Raw genomic sequence first — 20,669 nt, 5'->3', positions numbered from 1 at the left:
ATTAGTTTGATTGCTTGAGCAAGTATTATACAAACGACATCACTTTCTTATTTTCCACTTTTGCGCCTTCTAACGCATATTCCTTAATTACTCTCAATATCTCCCCAACACTCCATGCCTGTGCCACACAACCACGTGGATGATGAGGTGGTTCCGCATCAAAAATTTCAGAAATACTTCCTATGCAACCTTCATTTAAATGATATTTAAAATCATCAATGACTTTTTGTGCTTTAGCAATTCCTTCTTCACCATTTACTTTGACAATTGCATCTACATAGGACCCCAACAGCCAACTCCACACGGTTCCTTCATGATAGGAAGAATCCCTGTGCCAGGCATCTCCGCCATAAACCGGCACATAATGTGCATCGCGTTTTGGTAAACTTTTTAAACCAACAGGCGTATATAAATTTTCTTCGACAATGTTAAGGACGGCTCTTGCACGATCACGTTCAATTAACGGATATGGAAGACTTATGGCAAAAAGCTGGTTGGGCCTTATTTCATTATCAGGATTTCCGTCTTCATCAATTACGTCATATAAATATTGCCCCTGGTCAAACCAGAATTTATTGGTAAAACTATCCTTAGCCTTTTCAGCGCTTATGTTTACAATCGATGCGTCGTTTTGCTGGTTGTTTAAATTAAGCACTTCAGCAAATATTTTTAAGGCATTATACCACAGCGCTTGAATCTCAACCGGCTTTCCCATGCGGGGTGTTACTACCCATGTTCCAATTCGTGCATCCATCCACGTTAGTTGCTGCCCTTTTTCACCTGCATATAATAATCCATCTTCATCTACATGAATATTGTACCGGGTTCCCCTAAAGTGCCAGTCGATAATTTCTTTTAATACAGGTAAAATTTCGTTAATAATAAAATCGGTATCATCAGTATGCTGCAGGTATTTATGCACAGCGATAAAATACCAAAGCGTTCCATCCACGTTATTATATTCAGGAGCTTCACCGTTATCCTGGAAACGATTGGGTAACATTCCCATGCTTACGTTTTTCGCAAAGGCCGCAAGAATTTTCCTGGCATCCTCGTACCTGCCGGTACTTAAACAAAGGCCTGGTAATGAAATCATGGTATCTCTTCCCCAATCTGTAAACCAATGATAGCCCGCAATGATCGTTTTCAAATCCTCACCTCGTTTAACAATGAATTGATCTGCGGCAAGTGTTAATTGTTCTGTTGTCTCATCATTCAAATTTTGTATAAGTGACTCTCTTCTTTGCGTTTCTTTCTTGAATAATTCTAACGCATCTCTTTCTGTGGGATCTTCTGTTGAAAGAATAATTCCCAATATGTTTCCTTCATGTAACTCAAAGGAGAATTTACCAGGATTAAATAAGTCTTCGATAAAATCCAGACCGCGGTATTGTTCTACGCTGTAGTTAAAATTATAAAACCATTTTGGGTCTGCGTCATAATTACTACCGGGAACCTTGATGAATATATCAGGGGTTTCTTCATATGCTTTTATTTTAAAAATGTTATTATCAAATGATGCATGCCTGTTGATCGAATCATTGGCATGCATCATACTGTGATAGCCTCTCACGGCGAGTAAGGGCAGTAATTCAAGGAAAAAAGATTGTTTTGCTTTTAATACATTATAAATGATGACGACGGTGTTTTCGCCATGAATCATGGCAATTGTTTTCTTTAGTCGCACGCCATCAACTTCATAGATGAATTCGGGAAATAAATTTTTTGTAAAGGTCGTCGCATACTTATACCCTTTGGGAGAAATTGCATCTCCATAATTATTGGTTCCTAACTCAAATCGTTCGCCACCTGAAATGATGGCCTCATCTAATTTTGACACAAGGACCATTCTTTCGGTAGGAGGAACTGTAGCTGCAACCAGCAATCCGTGGTAACGCCGCGTATTACATCCAATAACTGAAGAGCCGCTCCAGCCGCCTAAACCGTTTGTTTCAAGCCATTCGTTTTGAATCGCCCCGTTGTAGTTTTCGAGAATTGTTTTATCGAGCATCAACATGATTTCAATTTTACCTAACGTTGACTAATATTCGAAGAATAGAATCTGTTCAACCAGCAATTTCAGAAATCACCGGTTTTTCTTTTATACTTTCTTTTTCTTTTCTTCTTGGTTGTATTAACTTGGCGACTAAACCGGTCCATCCTGTTTGATGCGAAGCCCCAACACCTCTGCCACTGTCACCATGAAAATATTCGTAGAACAAAATGTAATCTTTGAAATTCGGATCATTCTGTAATTTCCAATTGTCTCCTAAAAATGCACGCCTGCCATTTTCATCCCTCACAAATAATCCGGCTAAACGTTTTGAAATTTCACTGGCAACTTCGTCAAGGGTCATGTTCACACCACTTCCTGTAGGGCATTCTACTTTGAAGTCATCTCCATAGTAATAATGGAAACGCTGAAGGCTTTCCACCAGTAAATAATTTACCGGCATCCAAATAGGTCCGCGCCAGTTACTGTTGCCTCCAAACAAACCGGTTGTGGATTCGCCTGGCGTATACTCAACGCTGAAACGATTTCCATTAACCCAAAATTCATAAGGATGCTCATCGTGATATTTTGAGATGGCACGAATACCATAGTCGCTGAAGAACTCACTTTCATCTAGCATTCTTTGCAAAATTTTTTTCATGCGGTGGCCGCGTAGCAGGCTCAGCAAATGTTTTTCATTCTCATTTTTTTCCTGCCATCTTGAAACGAGACTCGCGAGGTCGGGCCGGTTCATTAAAAACCATTGCAGCCTTTTCGTAAATTCCGGCACCGCTTCCAGTAATTCATGATCCAATACTTCCACCGCAAACATGGGGATAAGACCGACCATGCTGCGAACTTTCAGTTTTACACTTCCGTCATCAGGCATTTTCAGTACATCATAAAAAAACTGGTCTTCTTCGTCCCAAAGGCCGCCCATGTCCATAGCCATGTTTGCCATAGCACCTGCTATGTATAAGAAGTGTTCGAAAAATTTAGTTGCCATGTTCTCATAAACCGGGTTGAATTTCGCCAGTTCCAAAGCGATACGCATAAGGTTTAAAGAATACATAGCCATCCAGCTTGTTCCGTCTGCCTGCTCAATATGTCCACCGGTGGGGAGAGGAGCACTTCTGTCAAACACACCTATGTTATCCAGTCCTAAAAATCCCCCCTGGAAAATATTATTTCCCTCTGCGTCTTTGCGGTTTACCCACCACGTAAAATTCAGGAGTAACTTGTGAAAGACACTTTCCAAAAACTTCGTGTCTCCTTTTCCGTTATTGTTCTTTTCATCAATCTTATACACTCGCCATGCTGACCAGGCATGTACTGGCGGATTCACATCACCGAAGGCCCATTCGTATGCTGGCAATTGGCCGTTTGGATGCATGTACCATTCCCTGGTTAATAATAACAATTGATTCTTTGCAAATTCTGCATCTACCAGTGCGAATGATACGCAATGAAAAGCAAGATCCCAGGCAGCATACCATGGATACTCCCATTTATCAGGCATTGAAATAATATCGGCATTGTTGAGATGCGCCCATTCACGATTGCGGCCATTCTTTCTTGACGATGGAGGCGAGGGTTGATCCGGATCACCTTTTAACCACCGGTCAACGTCGTAATAAAAGAACTGTTTGCTCCATAGCATTCCAGCCAGCGCCTGGCGTTGTACCAGTCTTTCATCATCTGTTGGTATGTCTTTTTGTAACTCATAGTAGAAAGAATGTGCTTCATTTAAACGTTTCCTGAAAATATTATCATAGTCATCGAATGCATCCTGCAGGTTTCCTTCTCTTAAGCGAAGCCTTATCGTTTCATATTTCCCGGCCTCTATATTTAGTTCGAAGTTGAAGGCAGCTTTTGTTCCCTGCTGGTTCACATTGATAGCTTCCTCATTTCCATGAACGATGAATTCATTAATGCCATCCTTGCAATAACGATTTGAATTTTCAACGCCGTACAATTTTTTATTGTTGGATTCATTATCACAAAAAATAGCTTCTGTTTTTGTATCTGAATATAAAGTAAAGCTTCCCAGGGCTTCATGATGGATGCTGATATCATCATTGTTAGACGACATCATCTGCGGTTTGTAATCATCATAGCCCCAGGCCCATGTATTGCGAAACCAAACAGTCGGCAATACGTGTAAAGATGCATCTTCATCTCCACGGTTGTGGATGGTTATCTTAATGAGAATATCATTTGCACTTGCCTTTGCATATTCGACAAACACATCAAAATATTTATTCTCGTTAAAAATTCCGGTATCAATTAATTCAAATTCGGGTTGGGTCTTATCTCTGCCCCGGTTTTCATTTACCAACTCATTGTAAGGATAGGCAGCCTGTGGATATTTATACAACATCTTCATGTAAGAGTGCGTGGGAGTAGAGTCGAGATAATAATATAACTCCTTCACATCTTCCCCATGGTTGCCTTCATTACCGGTAACGCCAAAATATCTTTCTTTAATAATCGGATCTTTTTTGTTCCACAAAGCAAGTGCAAAACAAAGCAGTTGCTGATCGTCACTAATACCTGCAATTCCTTCTTCGCCCCAGCGGTATGTTTTGCTTCGAGCGGCATCATGGCTTACAAATTCCCATGCTGTACCGTTGGCGCTGTAGTCTTCGCGAACAGTTCCCCATTGGCGGTCGGTTACATAAGGGCCCCATTTTTTCCAGTTTGTTTTTCCTTCTTTATGTTCCTGTAACCTTATTTGTTCCTGCATAATAATTTTTTTAAATAGAAAGAATGATTATAACACGATACCTAACTATCTGCCATATACGAAACTATCCATTATCCTCAAACCCGGGATATAAGGTCATACCACCGTCAACAAAAAGCGTGGTTCCGTTTACGTAATCCGCATCGTCACTTGCAAGAAACACGGCAGCATTTCCAATATCCTGAACCTGGCCGATACGTTTTTCAGGAATCAATTTTAATAAATCCTGTAAATGTGCTGCAGTATCCCAGGCGTCATGATTGATAGGCGTTGCAATAGCCCCCGGCGCGATGGAATTAATGCGTATTTTCTTCGGGGCAAATTCCTGCGCTATTGTTTTCATCATCATCATAATACCGCCTTTGCTTGCAGCGTAGTTGGCATGTCCGGCCCATGGAATTACTTCATGCACACTGCTCATGCAAATAATTTTCCCTGCTGCTTTACTTTTTGTTTCGTCAATGCCTCTCCTCAAAAATTCTTTAATGGCTTCTCTTGCGCAAAGAAATTGTCCCGTGAGATTCACTGCTAGAACAAAATTCCATTGTTCCAGCGACATTTCTGTAAATTTTGCGTCACGTTGAAGACCGGCGTTATTCACCAATATATCAACCGTTCCAAATTGGGCGATTACGTCAGTGAACATCTTGATTACCTCGGCTTCCTTACTTACATCGCAATCATAAGTAATGCCGTTGCCGCCTTGAGATTTTATTTCTTCTAATACTTTTTCGGCTGCATCCTTTGTGGAGGGAACCGGGTAATTTACTACCACAGTTGCACCGGCCGCTGCAAGTGCTTTCGAAACTCCTGCGCCTATTCCACTACTGGCACCTGTAATTATTGCAATTTGGCCTTGTAACTTCTTTTCCATTTTTAGTGACTTGATTTAATAATTAATGTTTTAATTTTTTTCATTTTTAGGTATTTATAACAATGGTTTATGATCCTATCATTTGTTGACCTGGGCATGACTGGAAAGAATGTCCCTATTCTCACCGCCCAATCAGGGCGGGATATTATTTTTCAATGAGATACAAAACTATAATGAGGTAAAGATTACTATTGTCAGGTCTTTGACAATATGGAGATGTTTTAATTCCAAACCATAAGGTCGTTCAATTCAATACGCTTGCGGTTGTAGAAGAGAAGCCCCGAATCACGCAGTTCATTAAAAAGTACATTTACGCTTTGGCGTGAGGTTGCTATTACACCGGCAATTTCCGTATGCGTTAAATAATTATTCAAAATAATTTTATCACCGATGCGGTTTCCATCTGTTCTTGCCCAGTTTTTTATGAAACGTATCAATCTTGATTTGGCATCATAAAATACAAGGTCAGCATGCCGGCTTTCTAGTTTTTTCAGTTTGTTATTAACTGTATTTGCAAAATTCAGCGCCAGGAGCGTGTTATGCTCTATCAGCTTTTTGAAGTCTTCAATATTGAATGAACACACAACCGTGTTGGAAGTTAATGCTTCTGTATATTCATTAATTGAAGTTCGACCTTCGAGGCTGAGATCGCCAAAGATATCGGGAGCTGTAAGAATATCCTTAACCAGCTCGTTATCCATTTCATCGCTTAGCGTAATTTTTATTTTACCCTTTATGAGTAAATAAAGCTTGCTGAAGGGACCAATGCCATAGTCGAAGAATTCGCCACGGTACACCGTTTTTACTTTCATTAATTGAGCAGCATCTTTTATTTGCTGTTCTGTGTTGTTTGCGAAGAGTGGATGACTCTTGAGGTAAACAAATTTGATTTCGTCGCACATTGTTTTAGTATTTAAAGGTTTTTAAAATGGTATATTTTTAGTTTGATAATGCATTTTCGATTTTCGCGATCAAAACATTTTTGGAAATAAGGCCCACTACATGATCTATTAGTTTTCCATTTTTATAAAATAGAATCGTGGGTACATCGCGAACACCATATTTATTCACTAACAATATTTCAGTTTCAAAATCAATAGTGAAAAAGTTTGCCGTTCCGTTGTAAGATTTTGCAAGGTCATTGTAGATCATTGCAACAATCTGGCAGGTGCCTTTCCAATCAGTTTTAAATTGAACCAATGATAAAGTGCTGCCTCTTAAAGCCTCTTCATTAAAATTTGTTTGAACGTTTTTCTTAGCCATTTTCGCTTTGTAATTTTTGTCTTTGACGTTGCCATGTGTGTGCCAGATTTTTTTATTATGATTTTTTCTGCCCTGAAACCCTTGCCAGCAAAGGATATAATTTTTTTCAGAGAACTAATTTTTGAAAACCGGGTTTAAAAATTTCTCCCAACAGGTTGGGAAACTCACAATATTTTGGGAGAAATCTTTTGGGAGTTCCGGGAATTTTGAACCGGCTATAGAAAATGTTTTAATAAATCCTTTCTTGCAACTAGTGATCATTTGTGGGAAATAATTTTATTAATAAACTATTTCGGAACCAGATACGATTAAACCTGGCGTGAGGCTCTCGGCGAGTTGTTAATAATTTTCTAATCATGATTTATTGTCATGTTCGCGACAATCGCCCAAATGCATCACTTTTAGATTTGCACCTGTTTATTTATTTAATGATTTAAAAACAGTTTTATGCAATTCAGGGAAGCGATAAAAAATGTGCTCAGTCAATTGAACAATTCTTTAGTTGATCTAAGTGATGAGGAATACATTCGGCCAAGCCGAACATTATTCAATGCAACAATAGGGCAGCACGTACGCCATGTCATTGAATTATACATCTGCCTCTTTAATGGCTATGAGACTGGCGTTGTAAACTATGAAAAGAGAAAGAGAGACACGAGGATTGAAACCGATAAGGATTTCGCCATTGAACTGAACCAAATGATCGTTAACAATCTTGATAAGGACAATAAAGAACTGCAGTTAGAAGCCAGCTATGATGATCATTCATTTCCTGTTGCGGTACCAACCAACTATTACAGGGAAATTATTTATAATCTCGAACACACGGTGCATCATATGGCTCTCATACGGGTTGGCATAAACGAAGTTTCGTCCATTACAATCCCGGAAGGATTTGGTGTGGCATCGTCAACATTAAAATATCGTAAAGAATGTGCACAGTAACTTTCATTCCGCTGAAGAATAAGTATGTAATTACATCAAATCGTGATGAACAACATACCCGCAAAATGGCTGTTGCACCTGCCATCTACACAATAGGCAGGAATAAGTTATTATTCCCAAAGGATGAAACAGCAAGTGGTACGTGGATCACACTTCATGAAAATGGAAACGCGGCCGTGTTATTGAATGGCGCTTTTAAAAATCATACCAGGAGCGCTTCCTATAAAAAGAGCCGGGGACTTATTTTGCTGGAAATAATTAATACAAAATATCCGGTACGGTATTTTACCAAAATGGACCTGTCCAATATCGAACCTTTTACGATGATTTTTCTTGAGGATAGTAGTTTGTATGAATGCAGGTGGGATGGGAAACAAAAGCATTGTATACAGTTAAGAAAGAGCCGGGCATATATATGGTCTTCAGCAACGTTGTATTCCGGTGAAGCCGCAAAAAGAAGGGAACAATGGTTTGCTGCTTTCCTAAATAAACATCCCAATCCCACGCAGGAGGATATCTTTCACTTTCATCAATGTGCCGGAAATGGCGACGCCATCAATGGCTTAAGAATTGACCGCAATGGACTCGTATCCACCGTTAGCATCACCAGTGTTGCCCTGGATAATGAAAGCGGCAATATGAAGTACCTAGATTTAAGGGTAAATAAACTTACTGAAAAGGAAATTCCATTTCTATACTATCTACATGATGAGGCACTTTGCTGATATCCTTATGTTTAAGAAAATATTATATCAACCGTTCTTTATAAAATTATTCAATTGGGAATATTGGCCTTTTCATGTCGTATATGCACCAGTTTATTTTTACTGGCTGTGGCTGGGTATAAAATCCCGTTCGTTTTTCTTTTTTAATACGTCAAATCCCACAATAAAAAATGGTGGATTTCTGCTCGAATCGAAGAAGGAAATCTATGACCTGATGCCACAAGAATATTATCCTGAAACATTATTTTTTAAGGCCGGCGCCAGTCCCGAGGCTGTCATGAATGAAATTTCAATGCACCGGTTTTCCTTTCCAATTATAGGCAAACCTGACATAGGAGGAAAGGGGAGAGGCGTAAAAAAATTGCTTGATAACAACGACATTCTTGATTATATTTTGAACTCAAAAGTTGATTTTCTTATACAAAAATTTGTGTCTTATGAAAATGAAATCGGGATATTCTATTATCGCTATCCTGGCGAAAGTAGTGGCCATATTTCGGGAATTGTTGATAAAGAACTTTTAACTGTAGAAGGAGATGGACATTCTACAATTGAGCAATTGCTTCGAAAAGAAAAACGCTACGTTATACAGTTGGCAACTTTGCGTAAAACGAATAATAAGGAATTGGAAATGGTTTTAGCCAAAGGAAAGAGGCACGTGTTGGTGCCTTATGGCAATCACGCAAGAGGCGCTAAGTTTATTGATGCCAGCCACCTTATTGACGAACAACTTACGCAATCAATCGATATGACCTGCAGAAGAATTAATGGTTTTTATTTTGGACGACTTGATGTAAAATATAATACCTGGGAAGAATTACGACATGGGAAAAAGTTTTCTATTATCGAATTGAATGGTGCAGGAAGTGAACCTACGCATATCTATGATCCGAAGCACTCCATTTTTTTTGCATGGAAAGAAATTACAAGGCATTTAAATATTTTGTATCGCATTAGCCGGATTAACAATAGACAGGATAAAATTCCTTATATGAAACTTTCATTAGGATTACAAATGTTTAAAGAGAACAGCAGGTACATGAAATTAGCAACAGGCGATTCAAAACCGGATATTCTTAACGCATGAAAAAATTTACCAGGATATTTTGTTGGGGAATGTTGATCAGTTTTCTTGGCTCATTGCCGCTTGGTGTTATGAATATTACTGCAACAAATATTTCAATACAGTTAGGCATAAAGGCCGGAATTATTTATGCCTTTGGTTCGATGATCGTAGAAATAATTGTTGTTCGTGTAACATTGGTCTGTATAGATTGGTTGACCCGTCGTCATCGCGTTTTCTTTTTCCTTGAACTCTTTACAACGGGGTTGTTACTATTCATTGCTATTGGATGTTTTATCGCTGCGTACGAAATGAAACCTTTTTCGGGTTTGGTGCCTGTTCAGTCATTGAATCCGTTCCTGACCGGTGTCATATTAAGCGCCACCAATCCTTTGCATATTCCGTTTTGGTTGGGATGGAGCACGGTATTATTTGACAAAGGAATTTTGAAACCCTCGGCATTTCAATACAATTGGTTTGTGGGCGGAATAGGAGCGGGGACAATAGCGGGATTTATGGTGTTTATTTTTGGAGGAACCTATTTCGTTGCACGGATTACACAACATCAAAACATTTTAAATCTTGTAATTGGTATTGTGTTATTGATAACTGCAGTCATTCAGGCTAAAAAAATAATTGTAACTCCCGCCTCAGTAAGGTATCAAAAAATAATGCAGCCTGCGGCAACGTATTAACGTCAGGTTTCACGTTTTATCCCTAACTTTTTCATCCTGGCTTCCAAGGTTGTGGCATTTAATCCGAGTATTTTGGCGGCTCCTTTTTCGCCACTCACTTTCCAGTTGGTCTTCCTCAACACTTCGATGATATGATTTTTCTCAATATCATCTAACTTCTGCGTTTTTGCATTTCCGTTAGCAGGAGTAAATTTAACTAACGGCAACCAGCCTCCTTCTTCGAGAGTATTGTTCCGACTCAATATCATCGCCCTTTCAATAAGATTTTCGAGCTCGCGGATATTTCCGGGCCAATCGTAAGCCATAAGAACGTTGATTACTTTTTCTGAGACATTCGTTATTTTTTTACCTACCCGGGGTTCGTGTTTGTGTAAAAAATGTTTAACCAACAAAGGGATGTCTTCCTTCCTTTCGCGAAGCGGTGGACAGGTTATTGGAAATACATTTAAGCGATAATAGAGATCTTCCCTGAATTCTTTTTTCTCGATTGCCTGCTCGAGATTGCGATTGGTGGCGGCTATCACACGAACATTCACTTTCATTGTTTTGGGATTTCCCAATCTTTCAAATTCTCCCTCCTGTAATACCCGCAATAATTTGGCCTGTAATTCAACAGGCAACTCGCCAATCTCATCCAAAAAAATCGTACCACCATCAGCCAATTCAAACCGCCCAATCTTTCTTTCCATCGCTCCTGTGAAAGCTCCTTTTTCATGACCGAACAGCTCGCTTTCGATTAAGTTGGCGGGGAGAGTTGCGCAATTAACTTTCACCAACGGCATCTTGGTCCGGTTACTAATGTTATGCACTGCACGTGCTATCAATTCCTTGCCAGTACCGCTTTCGCCCATTATTAGTACGGTTGCATTAGTTGATGCTACCTGTTCGATTTGTTGCAATACCTTATGAAAATTCTTGCTCTTGCTAACTATTTCTTCAAAGTTGTTGTTGTATTTTATTTCTTCCTGCAGGTACTGGTTTTGTGCCTGTAGTCTTGCCTGTTCTTTTTCCATCAATACCTTGTCGGTTATATCGATGAACATGGTTCGGGTGAATTGGCCGCCTACATCAGGGTTGGACCACCATTGAATCCATATGGGTTGTTTATTATCATCACGCAATAATTCCAGTACAACTCCGCTTGTATCAGTACCTCTTCCTACCGATTCAAATGCTTCTTTCATTCTTCGCTGCGCATCCGGAGTATTAGGCGCCATATTTTTTCCGTACATGAAGGGAACCCGTTCCGGGCGTACACCCAATATTCTCAATGCAGCTCTGTTCGCTTTTATAAATTTTGATTCCAGCGTTTCATGAACATATGCTATCGGAGCTTCTTCAAATAAATCCCGAAAACGTTCTTCGCTTTCTTTTAGCAAAACTTTTAATTCTTTGTTTGCAATTTTCAATTTGTCTTCAGCTGCTAACCTGTCAATTTCGGCTCCCGCTCTTGCAGCGAAAATTCGCAATATGGCAAACTGGTTTTTATCATTTGACATTGGGATGTTGTCAAATGCGGCAATGTTGCCGATTACCTTACCGGTAGATGGACTAATGATAGGGACCGCCACCCACGACTGTATTCCTTTCTCACGGGGGAAGGTTTCTTCCAACTTATCTGCACAAAAAAAATCTTTGCCTTGCATTACAATTTCGCAAGGGGTGCCCTTTGTATCATACTCAATATTTTCCAGCACCTCTTGCCTGTCAACATAAGAAAGCATTCTTAGTTTAGTGGTCTGATCGTTTGAACAGGATACTACCATAGAGTATCTTACGTTCAATGAAAAGGTTATGTATTTGGTGAGTTCCCGGAAGTAATCAGCACCGGTAACTGACGATGTATTTTCAGCGATAGTTCTGAGTAAATCCTCTTCGAGTTTTTTCTTTCGAATATCACGGACAATGCTACACGTAATTTCCTGCTTATTATATACAATGAAATTTCCTGTTATTTCTACATCATATAGATAACCGGTTTTATGTTTGTGCTGCGCTTCAAAAGTTACCTTCTTTTCCTTTTTTAAGCGTTTCCAGAATTTCGGAAAATCAGCGACTATCCGGGAAGGGTTTAAATTGAAAACGTAAAGTGAGGTTAATTCCTCTTTTGTATAGCCAGTCAATTGGCAGGCCATGTCATTTACCTGGAATATCTTTCCGTCGGAAGTGATCCAAAAAACAGCTTCATGTAAATTTTCAATGGTGAAATGCGAAAGCTGCAATTCTTTCTCAAAATCAGTTGATGCGACGATAGCCATAAACGGGCGCAGTTTAAGGAAAAGACAATTTTCCTCTTAAAGTTAAACAATTGGTATAAAGGAAATATTAAATATTCTACTTTTTTCTTGCTTGGCCAGCTTAGAAAATATAAAATGTAAAAATCTGGAGATGACTAATCCCTAAAAAATCTTTACTCCGTAAGCCAAATTGATTTTTTAGGGATAATGACTTAATGGTCATCAATGATGTTCAACGTCTTTAAGATCTTTTCTTTTTCACCAGCAAGCCGAAATTGTTTCTCCTGGTCAGCAATTTGTTGTTCAGCAGAAATACCCCGTTTCTTAAACGATTCTTTATCCATGTCGTATAAGCTATCGGTATAATGAGTAAGTTTTAATAAGATTGCATTACTATCTGCTTTCCAAAATCTATACTTAATATCATTTGCTTCAAATACTTTTTTTTCGTTATGGCAATTAATCCACCCATATGCAAGTAATAAAGAAATTATAAACAAACTAACGGTCAGCAATACGTGCTTATAAAAATTACGAGTATGTTTAACCTGACTTTTTGTAAGATTACTCATGTTTAATCTTGCTGTACTTATTTTTTTTGAAAAACTGTGCAATTTTTCATTGTCTATATTCAATTGAGAAACAACTATCGCAACTTCTGAATGAAAAGATTTGAAACTCTCAAGTGTTCGATTTTGCAGCGCTTCATCTTTACCTGCATCAATTTCTATTTCTCACTTCTTCAATAAACTTTTCAACGGACTGGCGGATACTCGTTGCACTTGTGTGGTGATTGTTGACCAGCACTGAAAAAATAAAAAGTTTGTTTTTTTTCGTGTATAGAAAACCACTTAGTGCAACAACGCCGGATAGTGTGCCTGTTTTTGCAAAAATAAATCCTGCTTCGGAATGATAATAACTTCGTAAAGTACCTGTTCCACCGGTCGGAAGTATTTTCTTAATTCGTTCCATTCCAAAATCGTCTTTCAATCTATCCAGTAAAAAAACAAAATCCTGCGGAGAAAATAAATTATAGTGGCTCAACCCGGAACCATCGACCCAATGCGGCTTTTGCGGGAGATATTTATAATCTGTTTTTAGTAATGTATCAATAATTTTTTCATCATTCATCTCATTTAGCAAATTTGCACTTACCATTAATAAACTTTGTTCCGCAAAAAAGTTATCGCTCCTGTGCATCGTAATTGCTAAAAGTGAATCAGTGGGTTGGCTGTACAAAACCTTCCAATTGTCGCGATTACCATCAAATGAATAATTTTCATAAATATTTTTATGCAATGTGTCCTCTAATATTTTAATTAAAATGGAATCTTTAGCTGTAAAAAAAGGAATATCCACCGGTTTCTGCAATGTTCCATTTCCTGAAACAAAAAAGGTATTAGAAGCAATATCACGTTCAATTGAAGCGGAAACAGCCATCCCTGCAGGGAAAGGCTGCTGAACTATTTTATCGGAAAAATAGGACGGCATAATTACAATCCGCTGCGCCTCACTTTTTAAGGTGGCCAAATTTTCATACATCGGCATTACGCTTCTTTCTGCCGCATAGTCATCATTGTAATCGTTCCATGCCCAGCCGTTACCCCACCTGTTTTCCTTCCATAGGGATGTGTTAATTGCAATAGGTTTATTGCTTTTTTTTAGAAAATCGAAAACAGGTTGATTTTTGAATTCAGCGCCGAGGAAAGTAGGATCGCCAACAGGCATTATGAACAAAGTGTCCTCCGTTTCCTTGTATTTTATTCCTACGATACTGTCGCCTAAATATTTCAGGGCGGCATAACAGGTGAATAATTTTGTGTTGCTGGCAGGTACAAAATATTTGTTGCCCTGGTAATTGTACCAAAATTTTGCTTTTGAGGGTTCGTAAACACTTATACCCACGTGAGCTGAAGTGAGAGCTTCATTTCGAAACAAATCTTTTTTGGCTGCCTTTTTAATCTTATACGACGCACTGCACGAAATACTGGTAATACAAATAGACGCACAACAAATCTTTATAATGTTTTTCATGTGTAACAAATTACAAACAAATTTCTTTTACGGGATTCAAGTGTTGAAATATTAGTTATACACGTAAATTCTTAAAATTCTTGCATTCATTAGAGTTACTATTTCTATTTAGTAACTTCGCTTTTATGTCATTTTGGCGATTTTAATTTTGAGCACCAAATTTGACATAAAAAATTTTTCATTTAACGAATCTATATATGTCCGGGCTTCTTTCAAAACTGTTTGGTGGTAATAAAAGCGAAAAAGATGTAAAGGTAATTACACCATACGTTGCTAAAATCAACACCTTCTTTGACCAATACCAGTCACTGTCTAATGATGAACTACGCAACAAAACTGTTGAATTTAAACAACGCATAAAAGAACATCTCACCGAGATCGACGATGAAATCAATGCTAAAAAGGCCGAAGCAGATCAGCTCGAATCCATTGACATTGCAGGCCGCGACCAGATTTACCAACAGGTCGATGGGATGGGCAAAGACAGGGACAAGAAAATTGAGGAGGTCCTTCTTGAGCTATTGCCTGAGGCCTTTGCCGTAGTGAAGGAAACTGCTCGTCGTTTTAAAGAAAATGATGAGCTGGTATCTACAGCCACTGAACTAGACAAAACCTTTAGCCTCACAAAAAAATACATTACAATAGACGGGGATAAATCAATATATAAAAATAAATGGATAGCAGGCGGAACCGAGGTAACCTGGAATATGGTGCATTATGATGTGCAGTTGATTGGAGGTATTGTTTTGCACCAGGGCAAAATTGCAGAGATGGCCACCGGTGAAGGTAAAACGCTTGTATCTACATTGCCTGCTTACCTGAATGCGCTGGCTGGCAACGGAGTTCATATCGTAACGGTAAACGATTATCTCGCCCGTCGTGATAGTGAATGGAACGGAACTTTGTTTGAATGGCTCGGACTAACGGTTGATTGTATTGATAAACATGAGCCCAATAGCGATGATCGCCGGAAAGCTTACGCAAGCGATATTATTTATGGTACCAATAACGAGTTTGGTTTCGATTATCTGCGTGATAACATGGTTCATACTCCCGATGAAATGGTACAAGGTAAGCATCATTTTGCGATGGTGGATGAAGTGGATAGTGTATTGATTGATGATGCCAGAACGCCCTTAATAATTTCCGGTCCGGTACCCCGCGGAGATCAACAGGAATTTGATCAAATGAAACCTCGTGTTGAAAAAATTGTGGAGGCCCAGAAAAAAATTACGAGTGGATTTTTAATTGAAGCAAAGAAAAAAATTGCTGAAGGAAATGATGACCCTAAAGACGGAGGGCTTGCTTTATTTCGTGCACATCGCGGCTTGCCGAAAAACGGTGCACTCATTAAATATTTGAGTGAGCCGGGTATGCGAGTGAAGCTTCAGAAAACTGAAAATTATTACCTCTCCGATCAGCAAAAAAATATGCCCGCCGTTGATGAAGAACTTTATTTTCATATTGACGAAAAAAATAACCAGGTTGAACTAACTGATAAAGGAATAGCATTAATTACAAAATCAGGAGAAGATCCTGAATTTTTTATTATGCCTGATATTGGCGTTAAGCTTGCAGAAATTGAAAAAAGTAATTTATCTGCTGAAGAAAAATTGCAGCAGAAGGAAGTTCTTCTCAATGAATATTCAGTAAAAGCGGATAGAATTCACACTGTTCAGCAATTATTAAAAGCATATACGCTTTTTGAAAATGATGTGGAATATGTTGTTATTGACGGCCAGGTAAAAATTGTAGATGAACAAACCGGCCGTATTATGGAAGGTCGTCGTTATTCCGATGGACTACACCAGGCTATAGAAGCGAAAGAAAATGTAAAGATTGAAAGCGCCACGCAAACCTATGCCACCATTACATTACAGAATTACTTCAGGATGTATCATAAGCTTGCAGGGATGACAGGTACTGCCGAAACTGAAGCCGCAGAATTCTGGAGCATTTATAAGTTAGACGTTGTTTCTATACCTACTAACGTGCCGGTTATACGAAATGATACGCAGGATTTGGTTTACAAAACCAAACGTGAAAAATTAAAAGCGGTAATTGATGAAGTTGAAAAAATGCGTGCAGCCGGAAGACCCATACTTGTTGGTACTACATCTGTTGAAGTGAGTGAATTATTGAGCAGGATGATGAAACAAAAAGGCGTCCCGCATAACGTTCTCAATGCTAAACAACACGCTAAAGAGGCACAGGTTGTTGCGGAAGCGGGCCTCGCAGGAAATGTAACTATTGCAACGAATATGGCTGGCCGTGGTACCGATATTAAACTTGGCCCTGGCGTAAAAGAAGCCGGGGGCCTGGCAATTTTGGGAACAGAAAGGCATGAAAGTCGTCGCGTGGACCGGCAGTTACGCGGTCGTTCAGGAAGGCAGGGTGATCCCGGTACTTCGCAATTTTTTGTTTCGCTCGAAGATGATTTAATGCGAATGTTCGGCAGTGAAAGAATTGCTTCACTCATGGATAGAATGGGTTACAAAGAAGGGGAAGTAATTCAGCACAGCATGATCTCTAAAAGTATCGAGCGTGCACAAAAGAAAGTGGAAGAAAATAATTTCGGCATAAGAAAAAGGCTGCTGGAATATGATGATGTAATGAACAAGCAACGTACCGTAATCTACGGAAGACGCAACCATGCTTTGTTTGGAGAAAGGCTGGCCCTTGATTTGGATAATGCATTTTATTCCGTTGCAGAAGGGTTAATAATTTCAGGCAAAGAAATTAATGATCACGAGGAATTTAAACTTGCGGTGATTATGAACCTTGCCATTGATACATCAATAACGGCAGAAGAATTAGATAAGGAAGATACTTATTCACTTACCAACAAATTATACGAAGAAGCTAAGGAACATTACAATCAAAAGAACAAGGCGATGAATGAACAAACATTGCCTGTGATTAAAAATATTCGAAGGGAACAAGGAACTCATATAGAAAATGTTGCGGTTCCTTTTACAGACGGAAAGAAGGCAATGCAAGCAGTTGCCAATCTTGATAAAACAATTGCAACTGAAGGAGCAGAACTAACGAATGCGCTTGAACGCAATATTACATTAGCTCTAATTGACGATGCATGGAAAGAACATCTTCGTGCAATGGATGACCTCAGGCACAGCGTGCAATCAACTGCAGGTTACGAACAAAAAGATCCGTTAGTTATTTATAAGATCGAAGCATTCAATGCATTTAAGCAGTTAAATGATAAGGTGAATAAAGATATTGTAAGTTTCCTTGCGCATTGCAGCATACCTGTTGAGCAAAACCAGGCCGGGCGAATACATGAGGAGAGAAGAAGAAAAACAGACATGAGTAAAATGCGCCAACGTAAAGAAGAATTCGCCGGCGCTGCTGGCGGCCCCGAGTATCTGTCACAGGAAAATGATTATATAGATCCTTCAGAAAATATAAAACAGGAACCTATTAAAGTAGGTCCTAAGATCGGCCGAAATGATCCTTGCCCATGTGGAAGTGGAAAGAAATACAAACAATGCCATGGACGGGAAGCCTAAATGCGATTTCTCAATTTAGTAGCTCATTTATTTTTACAAACTTGTAGCCGCGTTTTTCTAATTCAAAGATTAATGCGGGCAATCGATAATAAAATTTATCGGTGCGTCGCGGATCGGTGCCGATATGAACAAGTAAAATAAAACCATTTAGGCCGTTAGAAGAACTCTGTTCAAAATTCAGGATAGAATTCATTATTGTATCGCTGCTGAGATATTTATTGCCCATTTCAGGATATGTATAATCAGCGTTGCTACGGGTTCCCGGGGAAAAATCCACTAATTGTAACCCCATTTGCCTGGTCCATATTGCAATAGAATCATTATACCATTCGTAAGGAGGCAAAAAATAGTGCGCATTTTTTTTGCTAATGTTCCATTTTTTTAATTCGTTGTAAGCATGCTGTAGATCTTGTGTAAACTGCTGATGGGTCACCAAAAGACTGTCTTTCTTTATCCAATCACAATACAACAAATGTTTATCAGAATGCGAGCCCAAATAATTTCCATCTTTTTTTAATTTTCTTATAATTGATTTTAGCTTCGGATTTCTATAGAAATTGCCGGTGAGAAAAAATGATCCATGAATATTTTGTTGCTCCAATGTTGTAGCGATAAAATTTCCTCCGTCAGCAAATTCATCGCCGGTAAAAACAAGGGCAATTTTTTTTGTCGTTGTATCGCCCCGAATTATCCCACCGTTAGAAATTATTTCGTGATTAATTAGACTATTCTTTTTTGCTTCCTCTTCTTTTGCCGCCATTAAGTAAATTAAGGAAGCTGTTCCATCCATGGTTGGTTCATTAGTGCTATAGTCACCGGCATCGTCATGATAAACTACATAATCCGATTGAAATGCTGCGTAAGGATCCGGATGCAATAATTTTAAGCCGCGTAAATTTTTATAAATACTTCCATAAACAGGGCCATCCACCAAACCTCCATCTAATGGATAATGATATAAATACGATAAGGAAGAATGAGGATCCGTTGGAGTGTCTCCATTTGCGGGGAGGCCATAAACCATACTGGTTCCCCACGGATTACAGCCGAACAGCCAGTCGTAGCAGGCTTGTTCGAGTTCTTCATATTGTTGGTCACCGCTTAATTGCCTGTATAAATAACATTGAATTGCGAATGAAGTATTGAGATTATTTGAACACCAAATAAAAGGAACGCCGTGGAAAAATGCATTGTGCTTCGCTTTGTTCCAAACCTTTTCTATACCTTCTTTATAGTACCCGATTAGCTCGTTCTTATTTTTATTATCTGAATTTCTTGCCAACTCATAGTGTCCGAAATTATGGAACGGATACCATTCATAATGCTTTGCAGTATCTGCTCCCATCCATGGCGTTACTTTTTCTTCTGAACTATATTGCAATGATTCGTTATAATATTTTTTGTTGCCGGTCAATTCATAAATTGCGGCAGCGCCGAGTTCCATATCATCCGTCCAGTTATCTTCTTCATAATAGTAAGGTTCCCTGTTGGGCGCAGTTTGGCAAACACCCGGTTTATCCAAGCCTAATTGAAACGCAGATAAAGATTTGTCTTTTAAAAGATTTGAAAACTGTTTGTCAGTGTTTTTATACAAGTTAGCACCAAGCGCAAATGCGCTTGCAAATTTCCCGGCAGTTGAAGCAACACCTGTAGAATGGTTTTTATATTTTCCTAACCCTTGTGGTTTGCCTGTTGCAAAATAGACAGGGCGGCCATTACCTGGTCCTAAACCATAATCAACAGAATCCTTATCCGGCAGTCGAAATCCCTGGTGGTCACGGTCATCGGCTAATTGATTAAACATCCAGTCTTTACGCGGATGCATTTTCAATAGCCAGTCTAATCCCCATGTGGCCTCATCAAGAACATCTGCCTTTCCATTGCTTCCGTCAAGCCCGTTTGCTAAATGTGTATCGGTAAATACATTTGGAAAATCGCGGTACGCCGCCAATAAATGATAGGTTGCGTTGGCAGACGTTGTTACATATTGGAGATAATCTGTCGCGTCATGCCATCCACCCCAAACATTGATGTGCGTACTGTCGGGAATCGGACCATACATCGTATAGCCGTCATGCGTATGGCAGGAATCTTTTAAAAAAGGATTAAAACCACTGCGCTGCTGGCGCATATAACGAAGGCTAAAATCTGCAGTTCCATCATACACGTTCGATGCAATTTTAAACACCGGTGAAACGGCGGTACCGCATTGCAGGAAATAACTCCCGGGATTTTTAAAGGACGAGAAATTCAGTCTGCACGATTGGGTAAATGGTCCATAACTTCCAAATGATTTTCCGGTTGATGCTGTAAAAACAACTTTAGAACTGCCGCTATCAATCAACTGAAAATCGTTTGGTAACGTATTAGATTTGCTTACCCATACAGCTACTTTTGCCCCGCCGGGAGTATAACCCAATTGATTAATTCTTATCCACGAATCATTACCTGGTTTGTATTTAAAAGAAAAAATAATTACAAGTATAATCGAAGCAAATGTGAACCACTTGCCATTTCTTATTAAGATATGAGGTTGTTTCATTAATGATATAAATTTTTTAAAC

14 protein-coding genes are annotated in these 20,669 nt (G+C 39.1%); 5 read left to right on the top strand and 9 right to left on the bottom strand.

What is annotated here, in order from left to right:
• Nucleotides 1–25 precede the first annotated feature (25 nt).
• The 5 genes from ACO1O5_RS15890 to ACO1O5_RS15870 form a co-directional block, all read right to left on the bottom strand.
• Nucleotides 26–2,017, bottom strand: coding sequence for an amylo-alpha-1,6-glucosidase (locus tag ACO1O5_RS15890; RefSeq protein ID WP_486271927.1), 1,992 nt, complete (start codon nt 2,015–2,017; stop codon nt 26–28).
• A gap of 49 nt (nt 2,018–2,066) precedes the next feature.
• Entirely contained in the window at nt 2,067–4,739 is a 2,673-nt protein-coding gene (locus ACO1O5_RS15885; RefSeq protein WP_486271925.1) for an MGH1-like glycoside hydrolase domain-containing protein, read from the bottom strand.
• A 64-nt stretch (nt 4,740–4,803) separates the two neighbouring features.
• Nucleotides 4,804–5,613, bottom strand: coding sequence for an SDR family oxidoreductase (locus tag ACO1O5_RS15880; RefSeq protein WP_486271923.1), 810 nt, complete (start codon nt 5,611–5,613; stop codon nt 4,804–4,806).
• A gap of 221 nt (nt 5,614–5,834) precedes the next feature.
• Nucleotides 5,835–6,515 (bottom strand): Crp/Fnr family transcriptional regulator, encoded by a 681-nt coding sequence (locus ACO1O5_RS15875; protein ID WP_486271921.1) that lies wholly within the window; start codon nt 6,513–6,515, stop codon nt 5,835–5,837.
• Between the two features lie 37 nt (nt 6,516–6,552).
• Nucleotides 6,553–6,876 (bottom strand): thioredoxin family protein, encoded by a 324-nt coding sequence (locus ACO1O5_RS15870; protein ID WP_486271919.1) that lies wholly within the window; start codon nt 6,874–6,876, stop codon nt 6,553–6,555.
• 447 nt (nt 6,877–7,323) lie between these two features.
• On the opposite strand from ACO1O5_RS15870, the gene ACO1O5_RS15865 reads away from it, so the two are divergent.
• The 4 genes from ACO1O5_RS15865 to ACO1O5_RS15850 are packed head-to-tail and all read left to right on the top strand — an operon-like array spanning nt 7,324 to nt 10,304.
• Nucleotides 7,324–7,821, top strand: coding sequence for a hypothetical protein (locus ACO1O5_RS15865; protein ID WP_486271917.1), 498 nt, complete (start codon nt 7,324–7,326; stop codon nt 7,819–7,821).
• Nucleotides 7,809–8,546, top strand: a complete 738-nt coding sequence (locus tag ACO1O5_RS15860) for an NRDE family protein (RefSeq protein ID WP_486271915.1) — start codon at nt 7,809–7,811, stop codon at nt 8,544–8,546. Before ACO1O5_RS15865 ends, ACO1O5_RS15860 begins: the two co-directional genes overlap by 13 nt.
• Complete coding sequence (locus tag ACO1O5_RS15855) at nt 8,527–9,633, top strand: hypothetical protein (RefSeq protein ID WP_486271913.1); 1,107 nt, start codon at nt 8,527–8,529, stop codon at nt 9,631–9,633. The genes ACO1O5_RS15860 and ACO1O5_RS15855 overlap by 20 nt, the downstream gene beginning before the upstream one ends.
• On the top strand, nt 9,630–10,304 hold the full coding sequence (locus tag ACO1O5_RS15850; protein ID WP_486271912.1) for a LysE family translocator: 675 nt from the start codon (nt 9,630–9,632) through the stop codon (nt 10,302–10,304). The genes ACO1O5_RS15855 and ACO1O5_RS15850 overlap by 4 nt, the downstream gene beginning before the upstream one ends.
• Nucleotides 10,305–10,306: 2 nt before the next feature.
• On the opposite strand, the gene ACO1O5_RS15845 is transcribed toward ACO1O5_RS15850, so the two are convergent.
• The 3 genes from ACO1O5_RS15845 to ACO1O5_RS15835 all read right to left on the bottom strand — a co-directional run bounded on the left by ACO1O5_RS15845 (nt 10,307) and on the right by ACO1O5_RS15835 (nt 14,575).
• Nucleotides 10,307–12,562 (bottom strand): sigma-54-dependent Fis family transcriptional regulator, encoded by a 2,256-nt coding sequence (locus ACO1O5_RS15845; protein WP_486271910.1) that lies wholly within the window; start codon nt 12,560–12,562, stop codon nt 10,307–10,309.
• Between the two features lie 191 nt (nt 12,563–12,753).
• Nucleotides 12,754–13,113, bottom strand: coding sequence for a hypothetical protein (locus ACO1O5_RS15840; RefSeq protein WP_486271908.1), 360 nt, complete (start codon nt 13,111–13,113; stop codon nt 12,754–12,756).
• 148 nt (nt 13,114–13,261) lie between these two features.
• On the bottom strand, nt 13,262–14,575 hold the full coding sequence (locus tag ACO1O5_RS15835; RefSeq protein WP_486271906.1) for a D-alanyl-D-alanine carboxypeptidase/D-alanyl-D-alanine-endopeptidase: 1,314 nt from the start codon (nt 14,573–14,575) through the stop codon (nt 13,262–13,264).
• Nucleotides 14,576–14,772: 197 nt separating this feature from the next.
• Here ACO1O5_RS15835 and secA point away from each other — a divergent pair, with 197 nt between their 5' ends.
• Nucleotides 14,773–18,105 (top strand): preprotein translocase subunit SecA, encoded by a 3,333-nt coding sequence (gene secA / locus ACO1O5_RS15830; protein WP_486271904.1) that lies wholly within the window; start codon nt 14,773–14,775, stop codon nt 18,103–18,105.
• A 10-nt stretch (nt 18,106–18,115) separates the two neighbouring features.
• Here secA and ACO1O5_RS15825 read toward each other — a convergent pair whose 3' ends face one another.
• Nucleotides 18,116–20,647: a bifunctional glycoside hydrolase family 9 protein/polysaccharide deacetylase gene (locus ACO1O5_RS15825; protein ID WP_486271902.1), complete on the bottom strand. Its 2,532-nt coding sequence runs from the start codon at nt 20,645–20,647 to the stop codon at nt 18,116–18,118.
• Nucleotides 20,648–20,669: the final 22 nt, after the last annotated feature.

It is taken from the genome of Ginsengibacter sp. (genome assembly GCF_057362405.1).
The sequence above is the reverse complement of the archived record's forward strand: the minus strand, read 5'-3'. Positions and strand labels throughout refer to the sequence as shown.